This is a genomic window from Paenibacillus sp. P4_A9 (genome assembly GCF_056402415.1).
The window spans coordinates 64,472-87,290 of record NZ_JBFUHL010000014.1 but is presented as its reverse complement, the minus strand read 5'-3'; the positions used below and the strand labels follow the sequence as shown (position 1 = coordinate 87,290).

The 22,819-nt window shown below is 43.7% G+C and carries 17 protein-coding genes and 1 riboswitch; of the genes, 13 read left to right on the top strand and 4 right to left on the bottom strand.

Going from position 1 to position 22,819, the window contains the following annotated elements:
- Window positions 1-19: 19 nt before the first annotated feature.
- A complete protein-coding gene (locus AC1DVJ_RS12755; RefSeq protein ID WP_477591219.1) occupies window positions 20-1,057 on the bottom strand; it encodes a diguanylate cyclase domain-containing protein in 1,038 nt (345 codons plus the stop codon).
- A 71-nt stretch (window positions 1,058-1,128) separates the two neighbouring features.
- Window positions 1,129-1,220: riboswitch (cyclic di-GMP riboswitch) on the bottom strand.
- Window positions 1,221-1,487: 267 nt separating this feature from the next.
- Between AC1DVJ_RS12755 and AC1DVJ_RS12750 the strand changes: the two genes are divergently transcribed.
- The 12 genes from AC1DVJ_RS12750 (at window position 1,488) to AC1DVJ_RS12695 (ending at window position 20,197) form a co-directional block, all read left to right on the top strand.
- Window positions 1,488-2,369 carry a carbohydrate ABC transporter permease gene (locus AC1DVJ_RS12750; protein WP_477591217.1) on the top strand — a complete coding sequence of 294 codons (882 nt, stop codon included), beginning with the start codon at window positions 1,488-1,490 and terminating at the stop codon, window positions 2,367-2,369.
- Window positions 2,369-3,250: a carbohydrate ABC transporter permease gene (locus AC1DVJ_RS12745; RefSeq protein ID WP_477591215.1), complete on the top strand. Its 882-nt coding sequence runs from the start codon at window positions 2,369-2,371 to the stop codon at window positions 3,248-3,250. The genes AC1DVJ_RS12750 and AC1DVJ_RS12745 overlap by 1 nt, the downstream gene beginning before the upstream one ends.
- 168 nt (window positions 3,251-3,418) lie before the next feature.
- On the top strand, window positions 3,419-5,212 hold the full coding sequence (locus tag AC1DVJ_RS12740) for a sensor histidine kinase (protein WP_477591213.1): 1,794 nt from the start codon (window positions 3,419-3,421) through the stop codon (window positions 5,210-5,212).
- A 40-nt stretch (window positions 5,213-5,252) separates the two neighbouring features.
- Window positions 5,253-6,893: a helix-turn-helix domain-containing protein gene (locus AC1DVJ_RS12735; protein WP_477591210.1), complete on the top strand. Its 1,641-nt coding sequence runs from the start codon at window positions 5,253-5,255 to the stop codon at window positions 6,891-6,893.
- A gap of 111 nt (window positions 6,894-7,004) precedes the next feature.
- Window positions 7,005-8,312 carry an ABC transporter substrate-binding protein gene (locus AC1DVJ_RS12730; RefSeq protein ID WP_477591208.1) on the top strand — a complete coding sequence of 436 codons (1,308 nt, stop codon included), beginning with the start codon at window positions 7,005-7,007 and terminating at the stop codon, window positions 8,310-8,312.
- A 146-nt stretch (window positions 8,313-8,458) separates the two neighbouring features.
- Complete coding sequence (locus AC1DVJ_RS12725) at window positions 8,459-13,177, top strand: InlB B-repeat-containing protein (RefSeq protein WP_477591206.1); 4,719 nt, start codon at window positions 8,459-8,461, stop codon at window positions 13,175-13,177.
- Between the two features lie 96 nt (window positions 13,178-13,273).
- On the top strand, window positions 13,274-13,402 hold the full coding sequence (locus AC1DVJ_RS12720; protein ID WP_477591204.1) for a hypothetical protein: 129 nt from the start codon (window positions 13,274-13,276) through the stop codon (window positions 13,400-13,402).
- Between the two features lie 153 nt (window positions 13,403-13,555).
- Window positions 13,556-15,103, top strand: coding sequence for a multicopper oxidase family protein (locus tag AC1DVJ_RS12715; protein WP_477591202.1), 1,548 nt, complete (start codon window positions 13,556-13,558; stop codon window positions 15,101-15,103).
- Between the two features lie 138 nt (window positions 15,104-15,241).
- Window positions 15,242-18,298, top strand: coding sequence for an efflux RND transporter permease subunit (locus AC1DVJ_RS12710; protein WP_477591200.1), 3,057 nt, complete (start codon window positions 15,242-15,244; stop codon window positions 18,296-18,298).
- A gap of 27 nt (window positions 18,299-18,325) precedes the next feature.
- A complete protein-coding gene (locus AC1DVJ_RS12705; RefSeq protein ID WP_477591198.1) occupies window positions 18,326-18,859 on the top strand; it encodes an RNA polymerase sigma factor in 534 nt (177 codons plus the stop codon).
- A 1-nt stretch (window position 18,860) separates the two neighbouring features.
- A complete protein-coding gene (locus AC1DVJ_RS12700; RefSeq protein WP_477591196.1) occupies window positions 18,861-19,370 on the top strand; it encodes an anti-sigma factor family protein in 510 nt (169 codons plus the stop codon).
- Window positions 19,367-20,197 carry a hypothetical protein gene (locus tag AC1DVJ_RS12695; RefSeq protein WP_477591194.1) on the top strand — a complete coding sequence of 277 codons (831 nt, stop codon included), beginning with the start codon at window positions 19,367-19,369 and terminating at the stop codon, window positions 20,195-20,197. The genes AC1DVJ_RS12700 and AC1DVJ_RS12695 overlap by 4 nt, the downstream gene beginning before the upstream one ends.
- Window positions 20,198-20,287: 90 nt before the next feature.
- Here AC1DVJ_RS12695 and AC1DVJ_RS12690 read toward each other — a convergent pair whose 3' ends face one another.
- Together AC1DVJ_RS12690 and AC1DVJ_RS12685 are read right to left on the bottom strand one after the other, a co-directional pair.
- Entirely contained in the window at window positions 20,288-20,575 is a 288-nt protein-coding gene (locus tag AC1DVJ_RS12690) for a hypothetical protein (protein WP_477591192.1), read from the bottom strand.
- 32 nt (window positions 20,576-20,607) lie between these two features.
- Window positions 20,608-20,931 (bottom strand): COG4705 family protein, encoded by a 324-nt coding sequence (locus AC1DVJ_RS12685; protein ID WP_477591190.1) that lies wholly within the window; start codon window positions 20,929-20,931, stop codon window positions 20,608-20,610.
- Between the two features lie 627 nt (window positions 20,932-21,558).
- Here AC1DVJ_RS12685 and AC1DVJ_RS12680 point away from each other — a divergent pair.
- Complete coding sequence (locus AC1DVJ_RS12680; protein WP_477591188.1) at window positions 21,559-22,089, top strand: hypothetical protein; 531 nt, start codon at window positions 21,559-21,561, stop codon at window positions 22,087-22,089.
- On the opposite strand, the gene AC1DVJ_RS12675 is transcribed toward AC1DVJ_RS12680, so the two are convergent.
- Window positions 22,074-22,745, bottom strand: a complete 672-nt coding sequence (locus AC1DVJ_RS12675; RefSeq protein WP_477591186.1) for a phosphatase PAP2 family protein — start codon at window positions 22,743-22,745, stop codon at window positions 22,074-22,076. The two genes, AC1DVJ_RS12680 and AC1DVJ_RS12675, sit on opposite strands and share 16 nt — an antisense overlap.
- Window positions 22,746-22,819 lie beyond the last annotated feature (74 nt).

Below are 22,819 nucleotides of genomic sequence, written 5' to 3'. Positions count from 1 at the left end.
TTCCGAAGGCAGGGTTCAGCTAACCTTGCAAATATTGTTCAAAAACAATTCTCTGGGAACATTTCATTTGCATACCTGGTTGGAAAAATTGGTAATTGTTTCGCCCCTGCTCTTTAGCTGCATACATGGCTTGGTCTGCATGATTAAGCAAAAGCTGCTGCGTATCTCCATCGAAGGGATACATGGAAATCCCAATATTCGTAGACACATAAATGTCGCCAATTTCCATATGAAAAGGAATCTCCAGCAAGGCGATGATGTTCTGGGCTTGCTCCATCATCGAGTGTTGATCCCCTTGGGGAAGTAAGATGACAAATTCATCCCCGCTCAATCGGGAGACGGATCCATGCAAGGGTAAACAATTAGCAAGTAAAGCAGCAAATCTTTGAAGCGCGTGATCCCCAATCAAATGACCGAAGGAGTCATTAATCCATTTGAACCGATAAACATCCAGAAACATAACGCCTAGGGTCTCATTGTTATGTTGAGCACGAGATAGAGCACGCTCAAAAAGCTCATTAAATTGATTGCGATTAGGCAATCCTGTTAAATGATCAAAGTACGCTAATTGATGCATTTGTTCTTCGGATTTCCTGATTTCGGATAAGTCACGCAGGCTGGCTGTATACATCTTATTTCTCCCATAAACCATATCCGTTATGATAATTTCGGCCGGAAATGTGCTGCGGTCTGCCCGGTAAGCCGTAATTTCGATGCGTTTGCCCACGATGGAATCAGACTTCTGATGCAGCAGTTGATATAAACTAGCAGCAGCTTGTCCATCCTGATCGATCGGAAATAGGAAATTGAATAAAGTACGTTTAAGCGCCTCTTCACGCTTGTATCCGAATATGGCTTCTGCTGCAGGATTAAATTCAATAATCTTGCCCTTAGATGTAAACATGAGAATACAATCGATGGCTGATTCATAAATGGAAGCCCCAATAAGGAACCTCGAACGGATGGCTCTCGTTCGGAATGCGACAAGAAGACCTACTAGAAGACCGACCAGTGCACCGCAAACGGCTATAAGAACGGAGATACTTGCAATTGGCAAAAGAGAGCCCTCCTACGATTTTCACGAAATAAAAAAAGGATCATCCCGAATAAAGGATCATCCCCTTCATATCCGGCAACCTGTCAACCATAGCATCCCATTCGGAATGCGTTAGGCCATGGCTTTGCGTCTCATTGTTTCCAATGATTTGCCCTTTTCATTGCTGTTTTATTATTATAGTGTAGGTGAAATTCACCTGTATATAGCAATAAATGTTGTCTACTGTCGAACGTCAAAAATATTTTGAAAAGGGTGCATTTTTCTGGAATATAGCTAAAAAAACCGACTTAGTCACTGTGGAAAAGTGGCTAAGTCGGTTTTTGCTGTATGTACACAAAAATTATCAATCGAAAGCACAAAAATTATCATGTGAAAGCGTGTCCAATCTCTCTAGAATTAGCTTTAAATTAGGATGGAATGAGGGAGATACATGAATAACATCATGCAAAAGAGAGTACTTATTTTTTCTTTTCTGGCATTGCCGATAGGATTGCTACTGTTATTTTTGATTTATCCTACAGTGAAACTGTTTCAATACAGTATGACCGATTGGAATGGGATCAGCAGAGACTTACATTTTGTAGGATGGGATAATTACTTGAAAGCGTTCAAAATGTCGCAAGTCTGGCAATCGCTTTCGAATAACTGGCTTTATTTTATTATCCACGCCGCGCTTATTCCGTTTGAGATTTTACTTGCTGTCATGTTGAATGCGAAAATGCGGGCGAGCGAATTTTTTCGCTCAATTGTTTTGCTGCCCTACATTATTAATGGTGTAGCTGTGGCTTATATTTTTAGTTATTTGTATAACCCCGTGAACGGTCCCGTGAATGAGCTGTTGACTGCCGTAGGTTTGGAGGGCTGGATTCATAACTGGCTCAGTGACGTTAACATTGTTAATTATTCACTTGTCGCCATTTCGCTATGGCGGTTTGCAGGCTTTCATATCATTTTATTTCTGGCAGGGGTACAGTCGATTCCAAACGATCTTTACGAGGCTGCGACCATTGACGGGGCGAACAAAATGCAGCAAATTCGCTTTATCGTGCTGCCGGGGATTCGACGCGTCATTGAAATTATTTTGTTCCTAAATATTCGCGGCGCACTCCAGGTATTCGATATTCCGTTTCTCGTTACACAAGGAGGACCGGGAAATGCAAGCAGTACGTTTACGATTTTCACCATCAATACCGCGTTCAAATTCAATAGCTACGGCTTGGCTTCCGCGATGGCCATTATGTTAATGGTGATGATTATTGTGTTTACGTTCATTCAAAACTTATTGATCCGTGAGAAGGGAGAAAAAGAATAATGAGCAAGTCCCACCTACAAATCGCAACCAAATCGCAAAAGCTGGAAAAAGCCGTTTTTTTCGCTAACCTCGGCAAAATCTTGTATTACGTCATGTTATCCGGGATCACGCTGAGTATCTTCATACCCCTGCTTGTCGTTGTTTTCGCAGCCTTCAAATCAGCGCCGGAGCTGGCCTCAGGTTCGCCATTCTCCCTTCCGAACAGCTGGTCATTCCAAAATTTCAAGGTTGTCTTCGAGATGACGAATATGCTCGTCGGATTTCTGAATTCCATCAGCATCACCGTCTCAAGTGTGGTTATCAATGCCATCCTGGGGGCGATGACAGCTTTCGTTCTCAATCGGTTCAATTTCCGTTTCAAGAAAACGATATTCCTGTTATTTATCGTAGCGTCTGTTGTGCCTACCTATACGACGGAAGTGGCTCGTTTTCAAACCATTAAGTCATTGGGCGTCTATAACACACTCTTTGCCCCGCTCATTATTTATGCGGGAACCGATTTGATGCAAATTTTCATTTACTTACAGTTTATTGAGAAAATATCCAAACAGCTCGACGAAAGTGCTTTACTGGATGGGGCATCGTATTTCCGAATTTTCCGCTCTATTTTATTTCCGCTCATGCTTCCGGCCACGGCCACGTTAGCCATTATTAAAGCGGTAGATATCATGAATGACATGTACATCCCTTACTTATATATGCCTTCCAAGAAATTAAGCACGTTATCGACGGCTCTGATGACGTTCGTAGGTGAACGAGCGACGTATTGGAATGAGCTCTCAGCGGCTATTATTGTGGTCATGCTACCGACAATTTTGATGTATTTGATCTTGCGTAAATTCATTTTCGCTGGATTAATGGACGGTGCAATGAAGGAATAAGTTGTGTAGATACATTTGGGGGAAGACATGTTGTCTTCCTCTTGTGCTAGAAGGAGATATTTGGGATTTTTTGTGGAATTGACGCCACCTATGATCCATTCTAAAATGACGATAGTTATTGTAGAATATTGTCGAACAACAGGAGCTTTATAAAATGGGGGCGCTTACATGCGTATGATAAAAAAAAGATGGCCAATCACATCGATTCTGTATGTCATGTTCTTTTGTGTAATTGTCATGCCGATCGCTTTGGTTACTTCTTTATCATTACGGGCTTACACAGATATTTTGCTGACCAACATCACTTCACGCACGATGCAAACGCTGGAGCAAGTATCGTATTCCATCGACCAAGAGCAGAGTAGATATATTAGGACAAGTGCCGCCATTGCCACGGATAAAAATCTCATCTCCCTTGCCACCGCTTTCCATCGCAGCAGCCAATCTAACGAGCAATTCAGCTATTCCAGCCAAATTGAAAATCAAATAAAGAGCTATTTGCACGATATGCCTGACATCGTTTCAGCGATGTTTGTTTATCGTGATGGAGGCGCTTATTTCTTTGAGGGAACCCATTTTCATAACATTAACACGCGCATTGACGAAAATTTATTGAAAAGCACGTCTCTCTATAAGCAAGCGCTCAAGAACCAAGGACGTGTGATGTTGTTCGGTTCCGAAGAGAATGAACTGATTCAATCGGGCGATAAATATATCGTATCCGCTGCCATTGCCCCGCAATTTGAGAAGTCATTTAATGATGTTGAAATGATCTATTTCGTGATTCAAGCCAAGATGTTCGAGAATCTGGCCGAGTCCAGCTCCAACCAAAACGGCAGCTACATCATCCTCGACGGCAATGGAAATATCATGCTGGATACGAGCGAAGATAAAAATAATACGATTGAAAAGCAAACGATTGAAGGGGCGCGAAATCAGAAAAATGGTCATTTTGAAACGATCGAACAAGATGGCAAGATGTTTGTAACCTTTATGACGATGGAACGAACCGCGTGGAAAATTATCTACATTACGCCCTATGATCAGATGACTGCACAGGTTAAGCAAATATATTCGTTTATTATAAATGTGTCTGCCGCAGGGCTTGTCTTATTTCTCATTGTGTCGTTCTTCCTTGTTCGAAGTATTGTTGGGCCTATCAAATCATTAATCTATCAAATGAATAAAATGAAAAGCGGCTCCTTCCAAGTAGATTTAGATCTTCAAGGTCCATTAGAAATTTATTCACTCGGGAAAACATTTCAGAATATGGCAGTGCGCATGCAAGAGCTCATTATCGAAAGGCAAGAACAAGAAAAATTGAAAAACCGTGCAGAGATCGACGCACTTCAATCTCAAATTAATCCGCACTTTCTGGTCAATACGCTCAATGCGATCAAGATCATGGCCATGCTATCGAAGGCGACGAATTTAGTAGAAATGACAGATTCTCTCATAAAATTGCTATCTTCTACGTTTCATCGCGGTGGATCTTATATCCAGCTATTTGATGAAATGCAAAGCTTAGAAAAATATATTCATATTATGAAAGTTCGCTATGGTGACCGTTTTAAAGTCGAATACGATTTTGATGAGGAGATAACCAAGACATACATTCTCAAGCTTCTTCTGCAGCCTATTGTTGAGAATGCGATTATTCATGGATTTTACGGCAAGGAAGCGATGGGGATCGTCAAAATTACCGGTAAACAGTACAATAATCAACTGATCCTTACCGTTACGGACAATGGGAAAGGAATGGAGCAGCGGACGATGGAAGCGTTGTTGCATGAGAAGAAAGTGGAGTCCTTATGCGGGATTGGGATTGCGAATGTGAATGATCGCATTCGATTGAATTACGGGGAAGCTTACGGATTAATTATTAAAAGCGAGCTCGGTTTGGGCACGGAAGTTGTCGTGACGTTGCCACTGCTATTCAAGGATCCTGACCAGCTTTCATAAAGCCTTACAGACAGATAAATAGATGAAAAGGGGGAAGCGCATGTTTAGAGTGATGATCGTCGATGATGAGCCGCTAGTGAGACTAGCCCTGAATGCGATTATTCCGTGGCGTGATTTGGAATGTGTAGTTGTAGCCGAAGCAGCGGACGGTCACGGAGCTTGGGAAAGAATTTCCATCCATCAGGACATAGATATCATGATTGTCGATATGAGTATGCCGGTTATGGATGCGCTCATGCTGTTAGCTAAACTGCAGGAAGCAAATCTGCCTCATACGCCGATGAGCATTGTGCTAAGTGCCTATTCGGACTTTGAATTTGTACGGAAAGCATTTCTACTAGGTGCTGTCGATTACATTATGAAAGCGGATCTGGATCCGGAGCATATTATGCCTGTGATTGGAAAAACCGTCAGTCTGTTGAAAGAAAAATCCGTGACATCGGCTAATTTGCATAAACACCATTATGAGTTAGATAGTAAGCAGCGAGAAACCTGGCTTCGAGGTCTGATCTGCGATAAGGATTATCTTTATAGCCATAATGTTGCGCAAGACGATGCCTTTCAACAATGGGTAACCCAATACGCCAGCTATCAGGTTGTCCTCATATCTTTACTGCCGGATAAACCAAATCATTGCGTGCAGATGTCGGATGCTGTGGAGACGGGCAATTATGAGCATTTAGCAAGAATCATCAACCAAGGGATGGAGATGGTTAAGCATCCTTTTGAGCTAATTGTCGTTCGAGAGGATGAAATTTCGCTTCTTCTCTGTTTTGAGTCCTCGACCAGCTATTTAAATTTGCGGGGGAGTGTAATGGAACTCCTTGACTCTTTACGTAATACGGTCAAAAACTTTCTAAACGTATCGCTTTCAATCGGTGTATCCGATTCGTGTAAGGATTGGAGAAACTGGCATCTCAAGTACAGCCAGGCAAGAAAATTGGCTTGTTTGAGATTCTCCGAAGGGCCAGCGCGCGTGTATTACCCGGAAACGATCTCTATGAACGAGAATTCGCATCTGGTGCCGTGGGATCACGCCTTGATGATGCAACGCATGGAGAATGGAGATATCCAGTGGCAGCAGCAGCTGTACGCTGGCATACGCCAATTAAGTGGTGTATCGCATGTAACTTTGGAAAGCTCACTCCCTGTGTACGAGGAGTTAATTTGGAATATTGGCGCATTGTTGCACGCCAAGGCGATGAATTGGACACATGTCATCGAGACACGACGTAGACCCTATGAGATTGTTGAACAATTTACGTTTCGTGATGATCTGCATGAGTGGATTGAGCAGCTTGTACTCCGATTTGCAGAGTTACTTCATCCGGATAAAATACGCGAGGAAAACCCGCAACGCTTAGTCGAGAAGGTTAAACGATACGTTGAGAAGCATTATTGCAGTGCCATCACGCTGGGGCAGGTGAGCGAATGGGCTCAGGTAACCGAGAGCCATCTCAGCAAACAGTTTGTAAAAGAAACGGGTGAGCATTTYATTGAATATGTCACCAAACTCCGTATTAATGAGGCAACCAGGCTAATTGAGAGTGATATGAAAATGTATGAGATTGCCGTAAAAGTGGGGTATGAGAACCCCGAACATTTCAGTCGTGTCTTCAAAAAATATCGAGGAATGAGCCCTCAGAAATACCGGGATTGTTATACGAAGAAAAAAGTGTAGACCCCAAAATATATCATAGCAATGACTAAATATATCAATGAAAGCGTATTCTGACTTTTGTAAGATAAGGGTGTAAACAACTTACGAACTTCAAGGGGGTCAAGAAAGATCATGAAGAGAAAATTAGTAACATCCGTACTTTCTATTGCCTTAACATTTGGGTTAGCTGGATGCAGCGGGAATACGGCAACTACTGGCAGTAGTTCTTCGGCAGCACCAACAACCGCAGGTGGCTCTAAAGAGAATGCCATTACATTAAAGCTGGCGATGTGGGATAGCGACAGTGAGTTCCTCGATAGCTGGACGAAAAAAGTAAAAGAGTTTTCAACGATCATGCCTAACGTGAAAATGGAAGTCGAAACATTCAAGAGTGATGGCGACTATCTGCAAGCGATGAAAGTAAGACTAGCCGCTAACGAACTTCCAGATATCATTGAGTTGAAACCGAATTTCATCAATGACTTTAAAGCTGAACTCCTTCCGCTGGAAGATTTAAGTGTTACGGCCAAAAATACGAAAGCAAAGCAATTTGCTGTAGATGGCAAAATCCTTGCGCTGCCGATGATCTCTTTCCCTGAGCTTGTGTACTATCATCCAAGTGTGTTCAAAGAATTGGGCTTGAATGTACCGACGACCTGGGAACAGTTTGTAAGCGTTTTATCAGCCATTAAACAAGGTGGGAAGTATCAGCCATATGCAATGGGTGGAAAGGACTCCTGGCCGAATTATCCATTTAATGAGTTCATGCCAATGTTGGCATCTAGCGATGAGAACTATTATGACAAAATTGCCGCAATGGACAAGCCGTTTGATAAAGGTACACCATTCTATCAAGCCTATAGTGATATTCAGATGCTATATGATGCCAAAGTCATGGGGGCTGATCCACTTGGTTTAAGTAATGATCAAGCAACTGGATTGTTTGAAGCGAAAAAGGCTGCTGTAATCGCTGCAGGCTTGTGGTACTTACCGCAATATAAAACAAAAGTGGGCAATATTGATGATTTGGCAGCTTTCCCACTGCCGACGCGTCATTCGGAGACAGAGCCGTTGAAGGTGATGACGTTTACGGATAACTTCTTCGGGATTAACAATAAATCCAAAAATAAAGAAGCAGCAAAGAAATTCCAAGAGTGGATGTTCAGCTCAGATGCTTACTCCTTCTACGTAAATAAAAAGCAATCGAATTCCGTGATGGAAGGCGTTAAAGCGGATGTCCCTTTCTTAAATGACTTCTATAAAACGAACAAAATCGAAGAATTCAACTATCGCCCAGGCGGAGAGAATTTCAATAAGTATGTCAATTCGATTCAGTTGGATTGGAAAAAGCTTGGACAAGATATGATGGGCGGTAAAGCGCTGGATAAAATTACGAACGAACTAAACAGCAATTGGACGAAAGCAAGAGCTAGCAAGTAACGGCGGTACATTTTGTGAAAAGCCTCTGGCAGCACGCTGCCAGAGGACTAATTTAAACGAAATACAGGACTAGCAGAAAATGTGTTTATTGTTAGCGCTTACACAAGAGTAAGAGTTATTTAACATCTTAGAGGGGGGTTTTCGTATTGATTAGAAGTAACAGTAGAAGAATATTGTCTTCGGTCCTCGTTTTTAGCTTGATCGTTACAATGTTCTTTGGGGTAACTGGTCAGAAAGCGCAAGCGGCTGCATCCATAGAATTGAATCCAGACATTATGCATAAGCCATGGGAAGGTTGGGGGACAGCATTAGCCTGGTTCGGTAACGTCACGGGCGGGTTTGCAGACGCAAATAGGAAAGCGCTTGCAGATGCGCTGTATTCGCCAGAAGGTCTCGATTTCAATATTGTCAGATATAATATCGGCGGCGGCGAAAATCCGGCTTACGATACGATGCGTCAAGGCGGGGAAGTGCCTGGATTCGCTCCGAATCCTCCGGCACCTGGCCAACCTCTTCAATACGATTGGACACAAGATGCCAATCAACGTTGGTGGCTGCAAGCGGCTAAGGAAAGAGGCGCTAACCTGTTCGAAGCATTCTCCAACTCCGCTCCTTACTATATGACAGTAAGTGGAAGCACAACAGGGAATGCGAATGCGTGGCAAGATAACTTGAAATCTACGGAATATGATAATTTCGGAGGATACTTAGCTGAAGTGGTCAAACATTTCAAGGACGACTGGGGCATTAACTTCAGAACGCTATCCCCAATCAATGAACCGAATACGAACTATTGGGGATTCGGCGGCGGCCAAGAAGGCTCTCACTGGGATCAAGCTTCGCAAGCGCATATGATCAATGCGGCTCGCGCGGCGCTTGACACCAAAGGACTTCAATCTACTAAAATTGCCGCGATGGATGAAACGAGCGTCGACACATTCGCAATCAACTGGGATTCCTACGATGCAGCGACGAAAGCAAACGTCGGCCAAATGAACACTCACACGTACAGCGGCAACAACCGTCACTGGGTAAGAGATCGTGCTAAGGAAGCTGGCAAGACGCTGTGGATGTCCGAAGTCGATTTGGGACCATCCGGCATTGCCCACAACCATAACGATATCGAACCGGGTCTTGCGCTTGCAGAAAGAATCATGACGGATATTACGTGGCTGGAGCCGCAAGCATGGGTGATCTGGCAGGCTATTGAGAGCGAGAAAAATATGCAAGCGGACAAAGAAAATATGAACTGGGGCTTGCTCCATGCTGACTTCGATACTCAGGAGTGGTTCTATTCGAAGAAGTATTACGCGATGGCTCAATTCAGTAAGTTCATTCCGCAAGGCTCGCGCTTCATCGGCGACAACGATGACAATACGCTGGCGGCTTATGACGATGCTAACGGCAAAATTATCGTTGTATACAAGAACAACGATTCGAGCAGCAAAGCGATTTCTTTGGATATGTCCAAGTTTGATGCGGTTAACGGAACAGCAACACCTTACGTTTCGTCCGCAACGGAAAACGTGGCACAGAAAGCAGCCATTACTGTTGTGAACAAAACATTGAACACAAGCGTTCCAGCAAAATCGATTACGACATTCGTTATTGATGGTGCCGACAACAATGTTATTCCTCAAGACGAGATTACGGCAACAGCAACTAGCTCCGCATCCGGTGAAGGTCCTGACAAGACGCTCGACGGCAATAACGGCACGATGTGGCATACGGCTTGGGACGGCAGCTACACAGCTCTTCCGCATTCCATCACGTATGATCTGGGCAAATCCTATGATGGTGTGTACAAGCTGAAATACTTGCCAAGACAAGACGCGGATTGGAACGGCGTCATTACGAAGTATGAAATTTCGGTCAGCACAGATGGAACGAACTTCACGAAAGTGGCTGAAGGCAACTGGGCTGGAGACAAAACGGAAAAAACGGCAACCTTCAATGCACACGGCGCTACGCATGTGAAATTTACAGCGCTGGCATCGGTAAGCGACGAAGGCAAGCAATTTGGATCTGCTTCTGAGATCAAGCTGTATAATTCGACTGGATTTACAATTAACAAGACTACGCTGACGAATGCTATTACGGGAACAACGGCGTTCATCAACGGATTTACGGGAGCTCCTTCTTCTTTGGTGGCATTGGAAGCGCTTAAAGCTAATGCCGACGCACTTATTGTAAGCCCTACGGCTACAGAAGAAGAGATGGCGAATGTGGCGAATCAATTGGCTGCTGAAATTGAAAGCGTTCAATCCCAATCGAACGGATTCAATGTGTTCTATGCACCAGAAGCGCATTCGACTACCCCGGTCAGCAATGTGAAGGATGGCAACAGCTCTACCTTCTATGAAACAAACTGGGCCAGCGGGGGAAGAAATTATCAACCGGGCGACTATATTATCCTGGATCTGGGCGCAAGCAAAGCCGACATCGGCAAGATCGTCTATACGCCTAGACAAGACGATGACAACGGCCGGATCAAACAATACAAGATCTATACAAGCAATCAAGATTTGACTGGTACTACAGTTAACGGTACGCAAGCTTACCTGGACGCGAACTTTACGCTCGCAGGCACAGGTTCATTCGATACGTCGCAGACAACCGAACAATCGGCCACATTCAAATCGAAAACCGCCCGTTATGTCGCCATTCAGGCGATCTCGACAGGTAGCGACGCCAACACCCTTGCCATTGCAGAGCTGGCCGTCCGTCAACAAGCGGTCACAAGCATCGATGCAAGCAGTGTGACGGCGGCGATCGCTCAGCTCAATTCGGTTAAAACCGGATTGAATCCGCAAGTCGTAGCGTCGATTGACACACTCATTGCGAATATCGGCGATGTTTCGCTGCTCACGGTAGAAGGCGCTGTATACTACACGACCGTTCTTGAGGATATGTACGACTTGTACTCGAGCGTAGGTCATCTCAACTCCTTCAAGACCGGAGAAGTATGGCTGGATAAAGGCGGTATGCCGATTCAAGCGCATGGCGGCGGCATCATGTACGACGAGAAAACGAAAACGTACTATTGGTACGGAGAAGATAAGTCCGAGAAAAACGTCGGCTCGGGATATGTACCGGTAACGGGAGTACACGCATATTCGTCTAAGGACCTGTACAACTGGAAAGACGAAGGCATCGCATTGCCGGTATTTAACAACCCGCAACTTGGCGAAGTTACTTTGCCTGCCGGTAATCTGCCGCTGTACTTGGATGAAAATTCCACGACGTACCAGAACAGCGGGGTACCATTCGATCCAAACCGTTCAATAACGGTTACTGATAGAAATGCCGACTATACGAAAAACATGAAATCGCCAGTGAATTCGCTGAGCAAATTCAACTCTCCGACACGCATCGCCGAGCTGAATGCGCTTTACGCGGATAAGACAAACGCTCAGAAGCAAGCGATGTACAAAGACTTCAACTGGGATAAAGTCATGGAACGTCCGAAAGTCGTCTACAACCAGAAAAACGATAACTACGTCATGTGGTGGCACCAAGACGGCCCGATCGCCGGTTCTTACTGGACGGCGGAAGGCGGAGTTGCAGTCAGCAATTCTCCAAACGGACCGTTCAAGTACCTCGGCACGTTCCGCTTGCCGAATGTAGGTTCAAGCAACGGCAACGAAGGCATGCTGCGCGATATGACGCTGTACGTCGACGACGACGGCAACGACGCGACGAATGACAAAGCGTATCTAGTGTACGCATCCGAAGAGAACGCCACGACGGTCATCACGATGCTTAATGACGATTACACCGATGCAGCCAAGAATGCGGACGGCCAGGCGGTGGAAGGCGTTCACTATGTCAGAGCATTCACCGGCTGGAGGGAAGCGCCAACGATCTTCAAGCAAAACGGCGTCCATTATATGATTACGTCGGGCTTGACGGGGTGGAATCCAAACCCAGCCAAATATCACATTTCGATGAACGGCATGTTTGGTCCATGGTGGGATAAAGGCGATCCGAGCGTAAATGACTGGTCGGGAACGACGTTCTGGAGCCAAAGCACGCATGTGCTTCCTTACCGGGACGGCAATGGCGAGCTCGTGCCGAATAAATTCATCTTCATGGGCGATCGGTGGAAACCGGAAAATCTGAGTGATTCGAGATATATTTGGCTCCCGATCGATTTGAATACGCAGAACCAAACGATTTCGATTAGCTGGCATGACGAGTGGAATATGTCCGTGCTCAAAACCGGCACGAACGTGAAGTTCAACAGCAACGGGGGCACTGCGGTAAGCACCGTTCGCGGCTTGGCTGCCGGATCGACGATAACCGCACCTACTGCTCCGACCAAATCCGGGTATACGTTTGGCGGTTGGTACAAAGACGCTGCGCTTACCCAAGCATGGAATTTTGCAAGCGATACGGTAACGGCAGCGGACACTACGCTATATGCGAGATGGAACGCGTCGGCAAGTGTAACGGTAACTTACAACAGCAACGGAGGCAGCGCAGTCGCATCCTTTACCGGCGTACCGGGAACTATAATTCCACAACCGGCAAATCCGACGAAATCGGGCTATCAATTCGCTGGATGGTATAAAGATACGGCACTCACTCAAGTATGGAATTTCAGCGTAGATACGGTAGGGTCGAATATCACGCTGTATGCGAAGTGGGTCCAAGTTGTTACGGTAACGTTTAACAGCAACGGAGGCAGCGTAGTCGCTCCAATGACCGTACCTGTCGGATCGAAAATTATCGCACCGACTCCTCCAACGAAGGCTGGTAAAACGTTCGGCGGTTGGTACAAAAACTCGAATTTCAAAAACGTGTGGAATTTCTCCACCGATGTTGTAACTGTAAATACGACGCTGTACGCTAAATGGAATTAGTGCTTTAGTTCCAAGTAGGAACGGTAACACCAAATAGCAATTCGGGGGAGCTTGCTTTCATAGCGGCTCCTCTTTTCATTCATGTGAGGTGAACGTATGAGAATCCTAATTGTAGCTGATGATTATTGGGCTTTAGAAGATGTCATCACGATCATTCTCAATTCCGATCCTAGTTGGGTAGTAGTTGGGGTGGCTTCCGATGGAATAGAACTTGAGAAGAAATAGGGTATCGATAACATTAGCAAATCCCAGTAAATCAGATTTTTGATTTACTGTTTTTTTTATGCAGAAAACTTTCATATATTGTTTATAAGGAATTAAGATTGGGTGTTAGAATGAGACTCATCGAAATGGAAGATTGAAGGGGAAACGGTTATTATGCGCAAATGGGTAAAAAATTTGTTGATTACGATCGTGGGTTTACTTTTGATAGGCGGTGGAGGTGTCTATATCCTTGCTCGATCTTCAGCACTACCTTCCAGCATGAACATGGGCTCCATGGGACATGACATGAGTGCGATGGCGGGGATGGAACATTCAACAGGGATCAGTGTAGCAACGCTAAAAGAGGGCAATAGTGATGCCCCCGTGAAATCTTTTGATTTAACGGCCGAGGAGAAAGAACTGGACATTGGTAATGGGAAAAAGGTGCAGGCATGGACCTTTAATGGAACGGCACCAGGGCCAGAGATTCGTGTGCAAGAGGGAGATCGTGTGGTTGTCCATGTGACAAATCTTCTCCAAGGAGGCGTGTCGATTCATTGGCATGGTGTTGAGCTTCCGAATGCGGAGGATGGTGTTGCTGGGGTGACGCAAGATGCGATTCCAGTCAATGGCGACTATACGTATAATTTTATTGCCAAGCAGCCAGGCACCTATTGGTACCATTCACACCAAGAAAGCGAAAAACAAACGGGCAAAGGACTTTACGGCACCCTGATTGTTGAGCCGAAGCAGCAAGAGAACATCTATGCGAGAGACATTGTATCCGTTCTACATCAATGGGATGACAGCACCTATACCTTAGATGGAACAAGTGTTGGGCAGCACTATGACGCTAAACCAGGTGAGATGGTTCGCCTACGTCTGATTAATAGCGGAGATTCTACCTATCATATGGCGCTAGTTGGCAGTCCATTTAAAATTATAGCGATGGATGCACATGATATTAACAAGCCCACATCAATGGATGGTATACCGTTTGCGATTGGATCTGGACAGCGTTTCGACATTGCATTCACAATGCCCGAACACGGTGCTGTACAGCTGGTCAATGTGGATACAAGCAGGAAGACATCCAATATCGTGAAAAAATTATTCTTTACCCCTTCATCTGCGGCGAAGAATCAGGCTTTGAAGGCTACTTTTGGCGATGGAGAAGTGCCTGCAGTCGATCTCACGATGTTATCTAAGAATCCTCTGTTCGATATGAATACGTACGGCAGCCCAGTCACAAATGACACGAATCTGCTTTCATTGAATTCGAAGTTCACAGCGTCCTATGATATGACTTTAGGAAACAAGCTTGTTTTCTTCTATGGCGGTTTTACGATGAGATTTACAATCAATGATCAAGTATTTCCTGATATTCCCATGTTGACCGTCAAAACCGGTGATCTCGTTAAGATCCATATCGATAATCAATCGGCAGATAATGATCATCCTATTCATCTGCATGGTCATTCCTTTCAAGTGATCTCGCATAATGGTCAGCCCCTTACGGGTAGTCCTATCACCTTAAGTACGATACTTGTCAAAGCAAATGAGACCTATGATATCGCCTTTGTTGCTAACAACCCAGGCATTTGGATGCTGCACTGCCACATCCTCGGTCATGCGTCCAACGGGATGGATATGATGGTGAATTATGTGGGCGTGACGACTCCATACAGCGTAGGGAAAACGTCTGGTAATTTGCCGGATTGAGGACATAGCTGGACGAAGTGATTAGCACGAACTGACCTGCACATTTGAGCAGGTTTTTTTATTTTATATCCAATCTGAACATTACTAGCATTAGCCCAGTCCTTTTACTTTGTAAACACAAAGAGGGAGAGATGCACAATGAAGAAAATAATCGAAGGCTCAATGCAAAGGGCGATTCTAGTGATAGTTTGTATGTTGCTTATTTTGGCATGGGGAGGCGTCTCCGCCTTTCAAATGCAGCGTGATTATTTACCAGGCATTAATAATACGACTCTGCTTGTTTCGGTGCGCGCCTCAGCTTACCAGGCAGATCAAGTCAAACAAATGGTAACACCCAAACTAGAAGATGCCATTCGGTCATCGGATGGTTTAATGGATGTAGAAACAAATTCATATGACGGCGGACTTTTAATGAATTTGTACTATCCAATGGATTTTAATATGAAACAAGCGGAAAGTGAGATTAAACAAGCACTAACAAGTGCTGTCCTGCCGTCTGACGTTGGTGCTCCCGTAGTCACTCGTGTAACGACAAGTACATTTCCAATATTGAGCTATAGTTTAACTTCGAACAATGTCAAAATTGACGATACTGCACTTCGATCTTCGGTTGAAGCCGATATTGTTAAGCAACTGAAATCCGTTCCAGGCGTAGCAGATGTGCGTGTTACGGGTGCAGCAAACAATGGATACGTATTAAATATTCGCATGCAGGATCTAATCAAAAGTAGATTAACGATGGATGATATGAATCAATCTCTAGCCGCCGCACTGCCGAATTGGTCCACTGGAAAAGTATCAAACAATAAAGACGCATTTCCATTAACGGTGAATGGTTGGAACTTATCGGACCAAGAGCTAAGCAATATACCGATAAAAAACAAACAAGGCACAAGCGTCTCGTTAGCCAGCGTGGCTGATCTATCCCACTCTTTGACAGATATTAAAACAGTCTCACGTACAAATGGGAAAGCAAGCATACTTCTAGATGTACTAAAAACACCGTCTTCGAATATTACGGATGTGGCCAAACTAGTCAAGGAGCGCGTCACGCAAATATCGTCAATTCAAAATAATGATGTTTCGTTAAACGTGATGCTTGACCGCGAACATGAATTGAATGCTTCCCTATTGGGGCTTGTACGCGAAGGACTTTTGGGTTGTCTTTTCTCCATGCTGTGCGTTTTCTTCTTTTTCCGTAATGTACGTTCAACGCTGCTCATTGTTGTATCGCTGCCAATTTCACTGCTTGCCACGACGGCTGTTTTGAAATCAATGGGGATAACACTTAATATTTTGACTGTGTCCGGACTAATTGTTGCAATGGGTCGAATTGTTGATGATTCCATTGTCGTTCTTGATAATATGTATCGCAAATATCAGGAGAAAAAGGAGCAATCCACCTTACATGTCCTTTCGTCTGCTGTAAAGGAAATGCTGCCTGCTATTTTCGCCTCGACCGCAACAACCATCGCTGTTTATGTACCAATTGCCATGGTTGGCGGCGTTATCAGCGCATCTTATTCTGGCTTTGCATGGTCCGTCGTCATTGCTCTTATTGTATCTTTCTTTGTTGCGATGCTGGTCGTTCCAACTTTTGCATTTATGGGTTGGAGAAATGACACATCGAAGGCAGTGACGCTTGAACGGATGATGAAACCAGTCCTGGGTTTTGCCTTTCGGCATAAAAAATGGATTACTTCCATTTCGCTTCTTATTTTCATCGTTGCAGGGATATTGGCTGCCACACTTCCTATTAGCCTGTTGCCTACGGCAAATTCAGGCGATGTAGCCATCCAAATTGAGCTCCCGAAGGGTAGCGCACTGCCTGAGGTTGATACAGAAGTCCAAAAAGTTGAAAACGTGCTGAAGGGAAATCCGAATGTTTCCTCATTTTCAGCTAATTTCGGATCAACCATGATGCCGCAAGCAGATGATGTGTTTGACGCTGGGGGCGGATTTATTCAGCTGCCGAATATAGCTAATATGTCTGTCGCATTAAAGGATAAAAATAAGGTTGATGCGGTCATTTCCGATTTACAAAAATCATTACCATCATTGAATCAACAAGTGGTTTATACCGTATCGAATCAAAGTATTGCTGGTGATGATAAGCAGATGAAAATCATGCTTTCTGGAGCAGGTCAGAAAACACTTGATGACGCAGCGCAGCTCGTTAGAAGCAAGTTAGTTGAAGTGCAAGGTCTTAGCGTGCAAGGGGCAACGGATCTAACAAACGGAACGCCTAAATATGCAATTACCCTTGATAGGGTGAAAATAGAACAAGCGGGCGTAAAAGTTGACGATGTTAAAAAAGTAATCGGGCAGTATATGATAGGTGGAAAAGACTTCGATATCCAGGTAGATCATAAGTTGATTCCGGTGGATATGTACATCACTCGGGCGGCTAAAGAAAATGCAACTTCAACCGATGTGCTTGCAGCACTTGCTGCTGAAACGGTAAGTGGAACAGACGGGCAAAAAATCAGAATCGATCAATTGGCGACGATTGCGCCTAACCAAGCGCCATCATCCATTCAGGAACGTGATGGGCAATTATTTTCAACAGTTACCTTACAAATCACTTCTAAGGATATCAGCAAAGTTTCAGCTGCTGTTGACCAAAAGCTTAAGAGTATCTCTTTACCAAGTGGCGTAACATACTCTACGGGGGGTATTACAGAGCAGGTAAAGCAAATGATTATGGATATGTCCATTGCCGTTGCTTTTTCCATATTGCTTGTATTACTAATTATCAGCGGAGTTTTTAAGGGGTGGAGAGCCCCACTAGCAGTTCTGTTAAGCATTCCGCTTGCCCTAAGTGGTGTTGTGCTTGCACTTATACTCTTTGGTGGCGAATGGAACTTAGCCGCGTTAATTGGTGTCTTGATGCTTACAGGGATTGTCGTCACGAACGGGATCGTATTGATTGATAAAATCGAGAGAAACCGTAGAGAGGGGCTCGCATTTAATGATGCGATTATGCAAGGCAGCCTCTCTCGGGTAAGACCGATCTTCATGACCGCAGGCACGACCATTTTAACTCTTTTGCCATTGGCATTGACGCATAGCGCAGATACTGTTATTTCGCAAACACTTGGTATTGTCGTGATTGGTGGTATGATTACTTCAACTTTAAATAGCTTCCTGGTCATTCCAACATTCTATGAGTGGCTGGTAAAGAAGAAATCCTAACACCGCAATCTGGGGGGAAGAATATGCGTGGATCAAGAATTATTTAACTTAATCGATAAGGCGCGAAGTGGTGACAAAGAAGCCTTTGCCTTACTTGTGAAACGATATAAAGATAGTGTTTTTCGTTATTCCTTTGGGATGCTTGGAGATCGTATGGAAGCGGAGGATGTCTCTCAGGAGGCTTTTATTAAAGCCTTTTATTCACTCTCCAAGCTAGAGAATAGTTATGCCTTCACTTCTTGGTTAAAACGCATCGTATCTAATTTGTGCTATGACCGCATTCAAAAGCAAAAGAAAAAGAATTTCGTATCGGGTGAGTTCATCGAAACACAACATTCAAACCAAGAAATGGAACAAACGGATCTCCATATGACGATTGAAGAAGCGATGAACAAATTAAGTCCGGAACATAGAGAAGTCATTATCCTAAGAGATGTTGAAGGTTATTCCTATGATGAGCTTGCGGGGATGCTAAACATTCCGCTCGGAACTGTAAAATCACGTATTAGTGCAGCAAGACTGTTGTTACGTAAAGAAATGCTTCGTGAAATGGAGGAATAAAATGTCAGACCATATAGAAGATCTGTTATCTGAATACATGGATAATGAATTGAATGATTTGGACCGACAACAAGTCGAAGGGCATTTGCAGACATGTTCGCAATGCCGGGCGTTGCTCAGTGATTTATCGGAATATAAAAATCAAGTTTTTAACGCCATTCATGCGATAGAGGCACCAGAAGGATTTGAAGATAACGTGATACACGCAATTGACTGGAATTTGTCGCCCGAAAATGCTTCTAAAGGGAGCAAGTGGCTGTTGGTTCCACTGGTTAGTGCCTTGTGTTTCGTAACGATTGTTTTGGTTGTTATGGGGCCTTTCCTATTTAAATTAGGATCTATCTTGCTCAAAGTTACTTATAATTTAATGAGTGTATTCGGAGACATCCTGGGTTCAAACACGTATTTAATTGTAGGTTTGATTGGGTTTTCGGTCGTTCTCATTGTTACATCGAGCCTTTCACTCAAACACTTGCTCAAACCGAATGAGTATAAGGGGGCTAATCGGTGAAAAGGAAGGGGTTTATTTTCATAGCAATCATGTTTTGCGCCCTTTTGCTTATGATACCCACGAGTGCAATGGCAAAAGGGATTTTTGAACATCAAGATACGGTTGTGCCTGCCAATCAGGTGGTTGATGATGTTGTGGTTGTCGGTGCAGATACAACGATTTGGGGAACCGTGAACGATTCGGTCATAGTTTTTAACGGAAACCTACAGTTAAAAGCATCTGCAAAGGTAAATGGTTTTGTTTTAGTTGTTGGTGGGCAGATCCAACAAGAGGAAGGTGCGTTCATTGCAGATGAGATTATCAATCTATCCTTTGATAAGGCTACTCAAAATAGTCTGTTGATCGGCGGAGGACTCGTCATTGGAACATGGTTACTGCAATTAGCAATCAGTATCGTTTTGATTGTATTGCCTGTATTGACGATTCTGATCCTCAAAAAGCGTATAGATCCATTTGTCGTTCATGCCCGGCAAGCATCTGGCCGATTATTAGTTATTGGTTTTTTCAGCAGTCTCATCCTGATTGCACTTACCGTGCTTCTACTTGTTACGATTATTGGAATTCCATTTGCCATTGTGTTACTCATTGCCGTTTTATTGGCTAACATAATCGGAATGGCGGCATTAAGTATGATAGTAGGTGAAAAAGTTCAAGGGATGTTTGGACGTTCTAACTGGGTTATTTCGTTAACCGGTTCGATTCTATTGGTTTCACTCATGAATATTCCTCTAGTCGGGGTTATTCTTTATGTGGGGATACTGGTGTTTTCCATTGGTATCTTAACCCTATGGATTTTAGGAAAAACAAAGAAAGGCAGCCGTCCATAATGGATCGGTTGCCTTTTTTCTTTGGTGTGAGATTACGTCACGACTCCCGTTTACGATACACTCTCTCGGGGCGCCCTACGACGCCATAGGTCAGATCGGCGAATACTTCGCCAGAGGAGACCAATGCTCTTTCGTTGCTGATGCTGTCGCTGCGGATGTTGGTATCAAATCTCGCTTCGTGACAGAAAGGTAAATGACCAATAGCAGAATCGCTGCAATGAATACTGCACTTGTAACCGTAGCACCTAAGCCTAACCCGCCATTATCTTGTGATTGTGATAGGAAATCCCCGATTGAAGCACCCAATGGACGCGTCATGATATAGGCAATCCAGAAAGCCAGCACAGCATCAAGCCCTAATCGCCACGCGACAGTCATGATGGCAATAACCGCACAAACGATGGTACCTGTTACCTCACCTCAAGGGGGAGACCCAAGTTGTCTGTCAAATTATCCGTAACAAGTGTACCGAAGATGCTGATCAAGAATACCGTCAACCAATAGATTCTTGGTATATACGTCGTAGACTTAAACTGAGCATAAATGGCTGCAAGCAACAGGACTCCAGTTACAATGGAGGTACCCGTCAATCCAAAATTGAGATTTACGTTGAGGAAATCAGCAGCCGTTTCCCCGACTGTGGTACATAAGATTTTTATAATCCAAAAATAAATGGTGACCTCTGGGACTTTACTTAACAAGCTTTTCGTCTCATTTGATTTGTTCGTTTCCATTTAGCTATCTCCTTTCAGCATCGACTTGGTTATTGTACATGTGTCACATGAGAAGATGATGAGAATTAGTTATTTTGACGAAGTTCAAGAGAGAAGTAGTTAAGCAGCGTTAGAAAAGTTTAATCTATGAAACTTGCCCTCGCATCTATGAATTATGAGAATATCATATATTAACTCAATTGAAAGGAGTTGATATATGATGCTTATGGTGAACCAGTTTTATGGGATAGTTTACAGAAACACCAACGGAACAACAACCGTTTTTAATGCGCGAGTTGTGGCAAGAGGGTTAACTAGAATAAGAATTAAATTCATGAACTCAAGAGGTTTTATCGTTTTTAGATTTCTTTTCATTCGCCAAATTCTTAGATTTATCTTAATCTAATACGATTACAAAAAAACTMCAATCCCATGTTAAAGACGGATTGGAGTTTTACTTTACTTACGTCGCAGCCGTAAGAACCGGCCGTTTGCTCGCGCAAAATGCAGAGCTTTGAACCGCTATTCCAATTATCATATTCAAATAATATGATTCTCACTGTTTTCTCATCTTCATCACGTAATGTATATAACAGATGATGAGGATGCGTTTGTTCCTCATGTGCACTGAAATATATGAAATAGGGAGTGAAACAGAAATTGAGGACATTATGGAAAAATGATGAAAAGTGGGTTTTATTAAGTTGCGCAATTACACTTGTCTTCGTTATTTACGGCGTATGGAATATGTTTCATTTAACTTCTACACAATGGCACGATCGCGCATTCAAGGGTCTATATAAAAATTATGGATCTCAAGCAAGAATCATTTTATTCGCTGTATTGGCTTATTATATTTTGAAGATATTACTCCAAAAACGATGGATGAGTCATGGCTCACTCTTAAAAAAAGGTGTGATTTTCCTAAATGGAATCACTAGAAAATGGCATTCGCCGCTCGCTATTCTTGCAATCGGACTTATCGTACTGCATATTATTGGAGCTTTTCTTTATGAATTCAAGTTAGACTTTGCCCACATTAGCGGTCTTGTAGCTGGAGTTGCTTTATTACCTGTACCTATCGCAGGGGTGTTTCGTTACCGAAGACTGGATCGGAAATGGCATATGCGATTTGGGCTTAGCTTTGCAATTCTATTTTTGATTCATGCATTTCTTTGAAAAGCTAGGGAAGCCCTTTGAGCGCGGTTCTCCATATACCATTGGAAGATCCAAACGCAGAAGGTGAACCAGAAGCCGCTAGCGAAATAGGCGCCAACAATATCACTCGGGTAATGGACACCGAGATAGATCCGGCTAATACCAATCATGAGCATCATCAGTATACTGATCAAAATGACCGCCGTTCGGCCTCGTTTTGTAGGGACGTGTCGCCACAATAGAAAAGCAAGTGCGGCATACAGCGCAAAAGCCTCCATGGAATGACCGCTCGGAAAGCTGTACCCGGTCTCTTGAATTAGCCTGTGAAGAGAAGGGCGCTCCCTTTGAAAAATCATTTTCAAGATCAGATTCAGGATTGCTGTACCCGCCACAAGGACTAGAAATAGAACTAATTCTAGTCGGTGATTAAGGAATTTGAAGAAGAGGAATAAGCACCCTATTGAAATGACAATAACAACGGGCGTAGAACCGATGAACGTAAAAACTTTCATAACGGAAGTCAGCCAGGGTCTTTCCATTCCTTGAATTGAAGAGATCACGTTGCTGTCAAAATGTGCAATCGACTGCCCTTTTAATAGAGATGCCACCACTGCAAAACAAAGAACAGAAATAATGCTTAGAATAAGGAAAATAGTGACTTTTAATTTAGAATTCATTGCGAAGTTAGCTCCAATTTGTTTTCTCATATACTTCCCTTATAGTAAGGAGAATAGTACATGAAGGGAGATGT